The organism is Leeuwenhoekiella aequorea, assembly GCF_004104375.1.
In the GTDB taxonomy this organism is placed as follows: domain Bacteria; phylum Bacteroidota; class Bacteroidia; order Flavobacteriales; family Flavobacteriaceae; genus Leeuwenhoekiella; species Leeuwenhoekiella aequorea.
Genome location: NZ_QOVM01000004.1, coordinates 152,991 through 165,517, shown reverse-complemented (window position 1 = coordinate 165,517; position 12,527 = coordinate 152,991). Strand labels below are relative to the sequence as shown.

At 38.2% G+C, this 12,527-nt stretch carries 10 protein-coding genes; 5 read left to right on the top strand and 5 right to left on the bottom strand.

What is annotated here, in order from left to right; translation table 11 throughout:
* Positions 1 to 81: 81 nt before the first annotated feature.
* Both leuS and DSM00_RS10325 read left to right on the top strand, forming a co-directional pair.
* Entirely contained in the window at positions 82 to 3,345 is a 3,264-nt protein-coding gene (leuS, locus tag DSM00_RS10330; protein WP_128757933.1) for a leucine--tRNA ligase, read from the top strand.
* A gap of 224 nt (positions 3,346 to 3,569) precedes the next feature.
* Positions 3,570 to 4,265 (top strand): zinc metallopeptidase, encoded by a 696-nt coding sequence (locus DSM00_RS10325; protein WP_128757932.1) that lies wholly within the window; start codon positions 3,570 to 3,572, stop codon positions 4,263 to 4,265.
* Positions 4,266 to 4,354: 89 nt separating this feature from the next.
* On the opposite strand, the gene tyrS is transcribed toward DSM00_RS10325, so the two are convergent.
* Entirely contained in the window at positions 4,355 to 5,653 is a 1,299-nt protein-coding gene (gene tyrS, locus DSM00_RS10320) for a tyrosine--tRNA ligase (protein ID WP_128757931.1), read from the bottom strand.
* A 96-nt stretch (positions 5,654 to 5,749) separates the two neighbouring features.
* Between tyrS and DSM00_RS10315 the strand changes: the two genes are divergently transcribed.
* Positions 5,750 to 6,760 (top strand): NAD-dependent epimerase/dehydratase family protein, encoded by a 1,011-nt coding sequence (locus DSM00_RS10315; RefSeq protein ID WP_128757930.1) that lies wholly within the window; start codon positions 5,750 to 5,752, stop codon positions 6,758 to 6,760.
* Here the strand turns inward: DSM00_RS10315 and DSM00_RS10310 are convergent.
* The 3 genes from DSM00_RS10310 to DSM00_RS10300 are packed head-to-tail and all read right to left on the bottom strand — an operon-like array spanning position 6,747 to position 9,296.
* Positions 6,747 to 7,226 (bottom strand): DUF4296 domain-containing protein, encoded by a 480-nt coding sequence (locus DSM00_RS10310; protein WP_128757929.1) that lies wholly within the window; start codon positions 7,224 to 7,226, stop codon positions 6,747 to 6,749. The two genes, DSM00_RS10315 and DSM00_RS10310, sit on opposite strands and share 14 nt — an antisense overlap.
* On the bottom strand, positions 7,223 to 8,563 hold the full coding sequence (locus DSM00_RS10305) for a dihydroorotase (protein WP_128757928.1): 1,341 nt from the start codon (positions 8,561 to 8,563) through the stop codon (positions 7,223 to 7,225). The genes DSM00_RS10310 and DSM00_RS10305 overlap by 4 nt, the downstream gene beginning before the upstream one ends.
* Position 8,564: 1 nt before the next feature.
* Positions 8,565 to 9,296 carry a polyprenol monophosphomannose synthase gene (locus DSM00_RS10300; RefSeq protein WP_128757927.1) on the bottom strand — a complete coding sequence of 244 codons (732 nt, stop codon included), beginning with the start codon at positions 9,294 to 9,296 and terminating at the stop codon, positions 8,565 to 8,567.
* A gap of 68 nt (positions 9,297 to 9,364) precedes the next feature.
* Here DSM00_RS10300 and DSM00_RS10295 point away from each other — a divergent pair, with 68 nt between their 5' ends.
* Complete coding sequence (locus DSM00_RS10295; RefSeq protein WP_128757926.1) at positions 9,365 to 10,069, top strand: DUF4271 domain-containing protein; 705 nt, start codon at positions 9,365 to 9,367, stop codon at positions 10,067 to 10,069.
* 16 nt (positions 10,070 to 10,085) lie between these two features.
* A complete protein-coding gene (locus tag DSM00_RS10290) occupies positions 10,086 to 10,835 on the top strand; it encodes a uroporphyrinogen-III synthase (protein ID WP_128757925.1) in 750 nt (249 codons plus the stop codon).
* Between the two features lie 77 nt (positions 10,836 to 10,912).
* Here DSM00_RS10290 and pckA read toward each other — a convergent pair whose 3' ends face one another.
* Positions 10,913 to 12,523 carry a phosphoenolpyruvate carboxykinase (ATP) gene (gene pckA / locus DSM00_RS10285; RefSeq protein WP_128757924.1) on the bottom strand — a complete coding sequence of 537 codons (1,611 nt, stop codon included), beginning with the start codon at positions 12,521 to 12,523 and terminating at the stop codon, positions 10,913 to 10,915.
* Positions 12,524 to 12,527: the final 4 nt, after the last annotated feature.

Here is a 12,527-nt window from a genome sequence, read left to right as displayed (position 1 = left end):
AAAGCAAAACTTCAAATCCCTTTAAAATTGTAAATTTGCCGCCTATTATAACGCGCTAAGTGCGCAACGTAACACACGGCAATGAACTACGATTTTAACGCGATTGAAGAAAAATGGCAAAAGCACTGGAAAGATAACGGTACTTTTGAAGCTCAAAATAACAGCGACAAGCCTAAATATTATGTGCTTGATATGTTTCCCTATCCTTCGGGAGCAGGATTACACGTGGGGCACCCATTAGGGTATATCGCCAGTGATATTTATGCGCGTTATAAGCGCCATCAAGGTTTTAATGTGTTGCATCCTCAGGGTTATGATTCGTTTGGTTTGCCTGCAGAACAGTATGCCATTCAAACCGGGCAACACCCTGCTATTACGACTGAAACCAACATTGCACGCTACCGTGAGCAACTTGATAAAATCGGTTTTTCATTTGACTGGAGTCGGGAAGTACGTACATCAGAACCTGAGTATTACCGCTGGACGCAATGGATTTTTATTCAGCTTTTTGAAAGTTGGTATAATAAAGACAGCAACAAAGCAGAACACGTAGACATCCTTATTGCAAAATTTGAAGTTGAAGGAAATGCTTCAGTTAATGCGGTTTGTGATGAAAATATTGAAGTATTTACTGCTGAAGAGTGGAAAAATGCTTCTGCAATAGCGAAACAAGAAATCCTTTTAAAATACCGCTTAACCTACCTTGCAGAAACCGAAGTAAACTGGTGTCCAGCATTGGGAACGGTTTTAGCAAACGATGAGATTGTAAACGGCGTTTCAGAACGTGGCGGGCATCCTGTGGTACGAAAAAAAATGACGCAATGGAGTATGCGCATCAGTGCATATGCCCAGCGTTTACTAGATGGATTGCAAGATATAGATTGGCCACAACCGCTTAAGGATTCACAAACCAATTGGATCGGGAGAAGTAAAGGAGCTTCGGTAGAATTCAGAATCCTCCCCCCAACCCCCTCCCATGGAGGGGGCGCAAGCCACGCCGGTTTTATGACCGGAAAGCCCGAACTAATCTCGGTTCTTTTAGAACGCGCTCAGGAAATGCGTGATAAACCTACAAAAGCCGAGGCCCTACTGTGGAGCAAATTGCGCGGTAAAAAAACCGGATTTAAATTTAGACAGCAACATCCAATTGATCAATATATTGTTGATTTTGTGTGTCTTTCAGCTCAACTCATTGTTGAGGTAGATGGGGATGTGCATCAATATCAAATGGATAAAGATGCAGAACGTCAATTGTTATTGGAACAGAAAAAAGGGTACAAAGTTCTAAGATTCTCTAACGATGAGGTGCTGAATAATGTTGAAAAGGTAGTTGAAACGATTACCAGTGAAATAGAGCGTCGTGAGAAAGTCCTCACCTTGGGGGAGGATTTAGGTGGGGAGCGTATATCTGTGTTCACAACTCGTCCTGATACTATTTTTGGGGTTACGTTTATGACACTTGCTCCAGAACTAGATTTGGTTAATGAGATTACCACTCCAGAGCAAAAAGCGGAAGTTGATGCGTATATAGCAGCAACTGCAAAGCGCAGTGAGCGCGAACGTATGGCAGATGTAAAAACCATTTCGGGAGCATTTACCGGAGCATATGCAGAACACCCCTTTACCAAAGAGCCTATTCCAATCTGGATAGGAGACTATGTGCTTGCAGGTTATGGTACAGGAGCCGTGATGGCGGTTCCTTGCGGGGATCAGCGGGATTGGGATTTTGCAAAGCATTTTAATATTCCTATTAAAAATATATTTGATGGGGTTGATATTAGTGATCGGGCATACGCGGAAAAAGATAATACGCCGCTTAAAGATTCTGATTTCTTAAACGGGCTGTCTTACAAACAAGCGCTTCCTAAGGCGATTGAAGCACTCGAAGAATTAGAGCAAGGTCAAGGTAAGATTAACTATCGTTTACGTGATGCGGTATTTAGCCGCCAGCGCTATTGGGGAGAACCGTTCCCAACATATTATGTTGACGGAATGCCACAAATGATCGCTGCTGAGCATTTACCTATTCGCTTACCTGAAGTCGAAAAATACTTACCTACCGAAGAAGGTGAGCCGCCATTAGGTCGTGCAGATATTTGGGCATGGGATACTACCGAAAATAAGGTAGTTGGCAATGAGAAAATTGATCATAAAACTGTTTTTCCTTTAGAACTCAACACCATGCCAGGTTGGGCGGGATCGAGCTGGTATTTCTTCAGGTATATGGAGAAAGCTTTGCGCGATGAAGCTTTTGCTTCAAAAGAAGCGATGGACTATTGGCAGAATGTAGACTTGTACATTGGCGGAAGCGAACACGCAACCGGTCATTTATTATACAGTCGCTTCTGGGTTAAGTTTTTAAAAGATCGAGGATTTGCATCGGTTGAAGAGCCTTTTAAAAAGCTTATTAATCAGGGGATGATTTTAGGAACCAGTGCTTTTGTGTATCGTGTAGATGGAGAAAATAAATTTGTGTCAAGTACAAATAAAAATTCATTTAACGTTCAGCCTATTCACGCTCCTGTAGAGTTTGTGAATGCTTCAGATGAGTTAGATGTTGAAGCTTTTAAAAGTTGGAGACCCGAATTTCAAGATGCCGAATTTATTCTAGAAAACGGAGTATATAAAGTAGGTCGCGAAGTAGAAAAAATGTCGAAATCCAAATATAACGTGGTGAATCCCGATACTATTTGTGAGGAGTATGGCGCAGATACGCTGCGTATGTATGAGATGTTTTTAGGTCCATTAGAACAGGCAAAACCCTGGAACACTGCCGGAATCACCGGAGTGCATAATTTCCTTAAAAAACTATGGAAGCTATATCACAAAGTTGATGCCTCGGGTAATTTAGGGGATTTTGTAGTTTCAGAAGAATCTGCTTCTAAAGAGGCGATGAAAGTTCTACACAAGACCATAAAAAAGACGCAGGAAGATATTGAGAACTTCAGTTTTAATACATCTGTTTCTACATTTATGATTGCAGTAAACGAACTTTCCACTTTAAAATGCAATAATAGAGATGTGCTGGAGCCGCTGGCCATTTTGATTTCGCCTTATGCGCCACATATCGCAGAAGAGTTATGGAGTTTGTTAGGCCATAATAAGTCGATCGCTACAGCAGCATTTCCTGAATTTGACGCAAAACATTTAGTAGAAAGTAGTAAAGAATATCCTATTTCATTTAACGGGAAAATGCGTTTTACAATGGAACTTCCGCTAGACCTTTCTAATGAAGAAATTGAAAAGGCAGTGCGAGCACACGAGAAAACTGAAGAGTATCTAGGTGGTCGCGAACCTAAAAAGGTAATTATCGTACCCGGTAAGATCATCAACTTTGTAGGATAGATTTTATAGGAATGAGAGTAGTAATTAGAAGATATAGTCTGCAGTACATCAAGTCAAACATTTGGTACTTTATGGTGTCAAATCAAGTGTAGTGGATATATTTTGTTAGAATTACTATTAACTTAATTACATTTTAAGTATTAATAAGCCAAAACGACAGCTTTCGTTTTGGCTTATTTTTTGCTAATTAATCAGTAGTTTTATACTACTTAAAATTTAAAGTTATGATGGGATATTATATTCTCATTGGTGCAATTGCATTGGTGAGTTGGTTAGTGAGTAATAAATTAAAGAGCAAGTTTAAAGAATACTCGAAGATACATTTACAAAATGGGATGAGTGGAGCAGAGATTGCTCGTAAAATGCTTAGCGATAATGGGATTCACGATGTGAAAGTTATTTCTGTGCAGGGACAGCTAACAGATCATTACAATCCTGCAAATAAAACGGTTAACTTAAGTGAAGCAGTTTATAATCAACGCAATGCAGCGGCAGCGGCCGTAGCGGCGCACGAGTGTGGTCACGCGCTGCAACACGCACAAGCTTACAGTTGGTTAACGATGCGATCCACATTAGTGCCGGTTGTAAGTGTAGCTTCTCGTATGTCTATGTTTGTAATTATAGGAGGTTTTGTGTTGATGTCGATTATAAGTAGCGGAGTGGGCTTTACAGTTGCTGTAATAGGTCTAGGGTTATTTGCAATGGGAACTTTATTTGCTTTCATCACATTACCGGTAGAATACGATGCAAGTAATCGTGCGTTAGCATGGTTAGAATCATCTAATATGTTGACAAGTCAGGAACATGCAGGGGCTGAAGATTCTTTGAAGTGGGCTGCACGCACCTATGTGGTGGCAGCAATAGGATCGTTAGCAACTCTATTGTATTTCGCACTACAAGTTTTTGGCGGAAGAAGATAGTGCTTAGCGTACCTTAATAAAGGTAAGGCTATTAAAAAGCCGCAAGCAGATTGTTCTGCTTGCGGCTTTTTTATTGATATATATAGGATTTAATCCATCACGCGAATCACAAAGTAATTTTTCTTACCGCTTTGTAATAAGATAAAGCGGTTGTTGATTAAATCTTCTGAAGTTATCGTGTAATCATCTGCAATCTTTTCTTGATTTACAGAAATAGAATTTTGCTTTAGTGCGCGTTTTGCTTCACCATTTGATTTTAAGAATCCGGTTTTTTCTGATAATGCACTTACCATATCTAATCCTGCTTCAACTTCCCCGCGGCTTATTTCTGCTTGCGGAACCCCCTCAAAGACATCTAAGAATGTTTTTTCATTAAGTGCTTTTAAGTTGGCTGCTGTAGATTTTCCGAATAAAATTTCTGATGCGCGTACGGCATTTTCTAAATCTTCAGCACCGTGAGTACTGGTGGTTACTTCTTCTGCAAGACGTTTCTGCAGGGCGCGCAGGTGTGGAGCTTCCTGATGTTTTTCAATTAAATCTTCGATTTCTTCGCGTCCTAAGAAGGTAAATATTTTTATATACTTAGCTGCGTCCTCATCACTGGTATTTAACCAGTATTGGTAAAATTTATATGGAGAGGTGCGTTCTGCATCAAGCCAAATATTGCCGCCAGCCGTTTTTCCAAATTTAGTACCATCAGCCTTTGTAATAAGAGGGCAAGTCATAGCATATGCCTTACCGCCACCTATTCTACGTACGAGTTCTGTACCAGTAGTAATATTTCCCCATTGATCGCTACCACCCATCTGCAGCGTCAATTGTTTTTCTCTGTATAAGTGCAGAAAGTCATAGCCCTGTACCAGCTGATAGGTAAATTCTGTAAAACTCATACCTTCAGCAGAATCTGATGATAAGCGCTTTTTTACCGAATCTTTCGCCATCATATAGTTTACTGTAATGTGTTTACCCACATCACGTATAAAGTCTAAGAAGCTAAAATCCTTCATCCAGTCATAGTTATTAACTAGCTGAGCAGCATTTTCTTCACTAGAATCAAAATCTAGAAAACGAGATAATTGGTTTTTGATAGCCTGTTGATTGTGACGTAAAGTCTCTTCATCAAGTAAATTGCGTTCGTCTGATTTGCCAGAAGGGTCACCTATCATCCCGGTCGCACCACCTACAAGTGCAATAGGTTTATGCCCACATTGTTGAAAATGTTTGAGCATCATTACGCCTACAAGATGTCCTATATGAAGTGAGTCTGCAGTAGGATCAATCCCTACATATGCAGAGCGCATTTGCTCCATAAGGTGTTCCTCGGTTCCTGGCATCACATCGTGAATCATTCCTCTCCAGGTAAGTTCTTCTACAAAATTAGTAATCATAAGTGCTGTTTTCTGCAAATTTATAAGCCTGTAAATATAAAGATATTGGTTTAAGCACCGCGGGTAGAATAGAAGAATATAATTAACTTCGTAACTATGATTTTAGTCACTGGAGGAACAGGTTTAGTAGGGTCACATTTGCTATTTGCTTTAGCTGAAAGCGGAGACGAAAAAATACGCGCTACGTATAGAACCTTAGAAAGTCAGGAGCGGGTACATGCTTTATTTAAATGGAAAACAGCACAACGGCCAGAAATCGTTGAAGATCTCTTTGATAAGATCGAATGGATACAGGCGACCGTTAATGATATTCCAGCTTTGACTGAAGCTTTTGAGAATATTGTCGAAGTATATCACTGTGCTGCACTAATCTCCTTTAATCCTAAAGATTTTGAAAGTCTTCAGAAAATTAATGTAGAGGGAACTGCAAATATTGTTAATCTGAGTATTAAGAATAAGATAAGAAAGTTGTGCTATGTTAGTTCAGTAGCGGCTTTAGGAGATTCTAAGAAGCAAATTACTGAAGACACACATTGGGAAGCAAATAAAGAAAACAGTGTGTATAGCATTTCTAAGTTCGCTTCAGAAATGGAGGTATGGCGCGGAACTCAAGAAGGTCTAGATGTGGTGATTGTGAATCCGGGCGTTATTCTTGGAGAAGGGTTTTATAGTCAGGGAAGCGGTGTTTTTTTTAGAAAATTAAGTAAAGGTCTCAAATATATTGTACCGGGATCTTCTGGTTTTGTAGATGTTGTGGATGTAGTTGAGGCGATGGTATTACTTATGAAACACAGCATAACAAATGAACGTTACATCCTGGTGGGACACAATATAAAGTTTAGTACACTCTTTGAAAAAATTGCAGTTGCTCTCAAAAGCACAGTGCCTTTAAAAAAAATTAAGATATGGCAATTAGAATTGGCTTGGCGCCTTGATTGGTTTGCAGGGATCTTCGGAAATAAAAGACGTTTATTTAGAAGCACCGCACGATCTGCATATGCGCAGGTATCCTATGATTCTTCTAAGTTAAAACAGGATTTAAATTTCACCTACACGCCATTAAACGATACAATACAAAGAATCTCAAAACATTTTAATTCCCAATAGGAGCCAAGATAGAATCTTGAGCTTCTTCAAGCATCAAAAGGCTGTCTTTACTCTTTGCTTGTCGATTAATAGAATCTCCCTTTATTTTTTCAGCAGCATTGCGAATGCTATCCTCGTCATTCTGATTGAATTGTAGTTTGTCACGCTGAGCGATAAGTCGCTTATTAACTTCTTCCCATAATGCAGCATAATCATTAAAATTAACGCTGTAGTAATTTATGCTTTCTGCAAACTGTAGACTATCGATATTGTATTTCTTATAAATTAATGAGTCGGGTACAATGCCCAGACTGCGCATTTCATTCATATTGTAGGTTCTTAACGTACGCATTAATGAAATGTCATAAAGAACATCTACCATAAGATCTTCTTTAATGAAATTATCTGGTTTTTTAGGACGCTGTATCTCATTGCAGCCCACAAATACAAACAGTATTAAAACAATTAAAAAACCTTTTAATCTCATCGGTTGAAGGTTAAGCGCTGCGCAAATTTCTCATCATATACTTTAAAATTTTTGTAAGCTAAACGGCCATTTACAAAAGTATGAGTGATACGTGACTTAAAGGTGCTTCCTTCAAAAGGAGACCATTTGCATTTGTATAAAATGTTGTCTGTAGTTACTGTCCACGGATTATTAAGATCTACTAAAACTAGATCTGCGTAATATCCAGGTTTGATAAATCCGCGTTTCTCAACTTCAAATAAGATTGCCGGATTATGGCACATCTTTTCTACAATTTTTTCAAGACTTATCTTTTCTTCGTGATACATTTCTAGCATTGCAGGCAGTGCATGCTGTACCAGCGGACCTCCGCTTGGTGCTTTAGTATATACGTTTTGCTTTTCGTCTAGGGTATGCGGAGCGTGATCTGTAGCGATAACATCTAACCTGTCATCTAGTAGTGCTTCCCAGAGCGCATCTTGATCTGCCTGCGTTTTTACGGCGGGATTCCATTTTATAAGCGTTCCTTTTTCATCATAATCAGCATCACTAAACCACAAGTGGTGAATACAAACCTCTGCAGTGATCTTTTTATCTTTTAGAGGAATTTTATTATCAAAAAGGTCCATCTCCTTAGCGGTAGACAAATGGAACACATGAAGTCTGGCACCTGTTTCTTTTGCAAGGGCAATCGCTCTGGATGAAGATATGTAGCACGCATCTGCACTACGTATAATAGGGTGCATATTTATAGGGATATCATCACCATATCTTTCTGTATAAATCGCTAAATTTTCTTTTATAGTAGCTTCATCCTCACAATGAACAGAAATAAGAAAGTCTGTACTTTTGAAAATTTCACGTATTACATCTTCATTATCTACAAGCATATTCCCTGTAGAACTTCCAAGAAATAACTTTAGACCTGCAACCGTTTTTTTGTCTACTTTTTTTATTTCTGAAAGATTGTCATTTGTACCGCCAAACATAAAAGAATAGTTGGCATAAGAAGTCTCTGCGGCAATGCTAAATTTCTCTTCCAGCTTTTCAATTGTGGTGGTTTGAGGGATGGTATTTGGCATTTCTATAAAAGAAGTGATGCCACCGGCAATGGCAGCTGCAGATTCTGTAGCAATCGATGCTTTATGCGTGAGACCGGGTTCTCTAAAATGTACCTGATCATCAATTACACCCGGGAGTAAATGTTTTCCTTCTGCATCAAACACGTGAACATCAGGACTCTTAACGCTAAGGTTTTGACTCACCTCAATGATAATCCCGTTCTCAATGTACACGTCCCCACGTACAATAGAACCTTCGTTTACAATGTTTGCATCCTTTATTAGTACTTTTTCCATCTTAAATAGCGTATCCTTTAAAAAGACTTTTTATCTTCATTCCTATTACTCCAAAAACAGCTTCACTAAAAATACCTGTACTCATCTTACTTGCGCCACGTGTGCGGTCAACAAAAATTACAGGAACTTCAAAAATTGTAAAGCCTAGAAGGTGTGCTTTAAACTTCATTTCAATCTGAAAAGCGTATCCTACAAATTTAATTTTATCAAGTGTAATCTGCTCTAAAACTTCACGTTTATAACAGATGAATCCGGCAGTTGTATCGGCAATATCAAGTCCGGTAATAAATCGCACATATTTTGAAGCCCCATATGATAAGAGTACTCGACCCATAGGCCAATTAACAACATTTACTCCGGTTTTATATCTAGAGCCTATTGCTAAATCTGCGCCACCACGTGCACAGGCATTATAAAGGCGTATTAAATCATTAGGAGAATGCGAAAAATCTGCATCCATCTCAAAAATATAACTGTAATCCCGCTCTAAGGCCCATTTAAAACCCGCTATATATGCTGTTCCAAGTCCGTTTTTACCGGGTCTTTCAATTAAATGGAGTTTATCCGCAAATTCTAATTGTAAAGTAGAAACCAGAGATGCTGTGCCATCGGGCGAATTGTCATCAACAATAAGCACTTCAAATGCTCGCTGCTGCGCAAAAATATTGCGCACTAACTTTTCAATATTCTCTGCTTCGTTATAGGTTGGGATTATGACGAGCGAACCTGCCATTGTATGAAATTTAAACGCAAATGTAATTATTTTGAACGTTAATTGTCTTCTGCATTCTAGTAAACTCTATGAATTATATTAATTTTAACCTCTCAATTATAGCTATCGTGCAAGCCCTAGAACGCAGTTTTATTAGTAATGACTGGATTACAATTGTAATAGTTGCATGCGTAGCTCTGGTAGTATTAGTGAAGGTGGCTTACGAAGCGCGATTTATAGATTTTACAGAGCTGCTGGTTAATGAGAAATATCTTTTAAAAGCGAATAAAGAGATCAAATTTCAAGATCCCTTTAATATTATTCTATTTGCCGCCCAGTTATTATCTGTCTCTCTTTTCATCTATATTGCTTTTGTTCAATTTGGAGTTTCAGTAACATTAGCGCCGGTTTTACTTTATATACGAATAGCTTTAGTTTATGTCGTTTTTGTGGCTTTAAAATTTTTTATAGAACGCATGATGGGAGTTCTATTTGATGGCGAACATATTTTGAGTTCATACCAATTTCAGAAGTTAAGCTACAGAAGTTTTTTCGCCTTGATTTTATTACCAGTTAATGCGTTGTTTATCTATGGTTTACAGCCAAGTTTGCTGCTCATTCAGATTATTATAGGTGTATTTGTAATCTTTAATTTAATCAGTCTTATCAATACATTAAGACGATATGAAAATCTAATTTATTATAATCTTTTTTATTTTATTTTGTACCTTTGCGCTCTTGAAATCGCACCCTACTTCATTTTATATAAGGTGTTTAGTAAGAGTGTGAATTAAACAAATTTGAATGTCTATGAAAGTGAAGACTATTTTGGTATCACAACCAGAGCCAAAAGTTGAGAATTCCCCCTATTTTGAACTGCAAGAGAAGAAAAAAGTTAAAGTTGATTTCATTCCCTTCATACATGTCGAGGGTGTTTCAGGAAAGGAAGTTAGGCATCAAAAAATCGATCTGAATAAATATACAGCGATTATTTTAACCAGCCGTAATGCCGTTGACAATTTTTTTAGAATTGCAGATGAAATGCGTTTCAAAGTGCCAGATTCTTTAAAATATTTTTGTCAAAGTGAGGCAGTGGCTTACTACCTACAGAAGTATGTAGTTTACCGCAAGCGGAAGATTTATGTAGGGCAGCGCACATTTACCGAAATGTCTTCTATCCTTAAAAAATATAAGACTGAAAAGTTTTTACTTCCTTCTTCTGATGTACTAAAACCAGAAGTTCCTAATGTACTTAATGATCTTAAGTTGAACTGGGATAGAGGTATTTTTTATCGTACGGTAGTAAGTGATCTTTCTCATTTAAAAGATGTGACTTATGATGTACTGGTGTTTTTTAGCCCAAGCGGAATAAAATCTCTTTTTGAAAATTTTCCAGATTTTAAACAAAATAATACACGTATTGCTGTATTTGGAAACTCTACTGTTAAAGCTGTAGAAGATGCGGGACTTAAGGTAGACATTATGGCTCCTACTCCAGAAACTCCATCTATGACAATGGCTCTGGAGAAATACATAGATAATGTAAATAGTAAGAAGTAAACACGATCACTTCTCAATTCAAATAGAAAAGGCTCCTTAAACTAAGGAGCCTTTTTCTTTTTTAATAGTTTTTAGAACTAGCCTAATGGAGGCTGCCCAGACATAATTTCTTCACTTGCAAAAGCCTCAAATTTCTTGAAGTTCTCCTTAAATGCTGCGGCAAGTTTAAATGCTGTCTTGTAATATGCATCTTCATTATCCCAAGACTGTCGCGGACTTAAAATATAATTAGGAATACCCGGGCACGTGCGTGGCTGAGCAAGTCCAAATACTGAATGTATGTGGTAATTTTCATAATTTAAAGCACCAAGTTCTCCATTTAAAGCAGCGTTTATCATTCTGCGTGTATATTTTAACGGCATACGCTCTCCTACACCATACGATCCACCAGTCCATCCTGTGTTTACTAACCATACATTTACGTTAGCAGCTTTCATCTTTTCACTTAGCATTTCTGCATAGCGGGTAGGATGCAAAGGCATAAATGGCGCTCCAAAACAAGCAGAGAATGAAGGTATAGGTTCTTTTACTCCCGCTTCTGTGCCGGCAACTTTAGCAGTATAACCGCTTATAAAATGATAAGCAGCTTGACCTGGAGTTAATCTTGAAATAGGAGGTAATACCCCAAAAGCATCCGCGGTTAAGAAAAATATATTCTTAGGTGTACTTCCTGTAGAAGGCTTTTGTATATTTTTTATGTGATGTATGGGATAACTTACACGTGTGTTTTGTGTGACAGAAGTATCTTCATAGTCCACAGTGTTATCATCATTAAGAACGACATTTTCTAGAAGTGCTCCTTTTTTAATCGCATTAAAAATATCTGGCTCTTGCTCTTGTGATAGATTAATAACTTTAGCATAACAGCCACCTTCAAAATTAAATATTGAGTTGTCTTCAGACCAGCCGTGCTCATCATCACCTATTAGTTTCCTATTAGGATCTGCACTTAAGGTCGTTTTTCCGGTTCCAGATAGTCCAAAGAATAAAGCAGTTTCACCATTCTCACCCACATTTGCAGAGCAGTGCATAGGGAGTGTGTTTTTTTCGGTAGGTAATAAAAAATTAAGCACAGAGAAAATGCCTTTTTTGATCTCACCTGTATAACCGGTTCCACCTATAAGTATGGTTTTTTCAGTAAAATTTACAATTGCAAAGTTCTCTTGTCTGGTACCATCTAATTCTGGATTAGCTTTGAAACCCGGTGCATTTAAAATTAACCAGTCTTCTTTAAAATTTTCCAGCTCATTCTCATCAGGACGCAGAAACATATTGTAAGCAAACAAATTAGACCAGGCATATTCGTTAACTACACGTATACCCAGCTTAAAGCGGGAGTCTGCACAAGCAAAAGCATCACGTACGTACAGACTGCGATCAGATAAATAGGTGATCATTTTGTTTTTAAGACGCGTAAATTTCTGACTGTCAAAGGGGATGTTTATATCTCCCCACCAGACATCATCACGTGTTAATTCATCAATTACAATGAAGCGGTCTTTAGGAGATCTACCTGTAAACGTGCCGGTGTCTATCGCTAAAGCACCGGTAGATGTTTCTCTACCTTGACCAAGATCTAGGCTAATAGCTTGCAGGTCTTCGGGTTCTAATTGATAATGAGTTGTGGCATTTTTAATTCCGTATGGAGTTAACGAAATCGTTTTCGTAGATAAGGCGCTTGTAGCCATATAA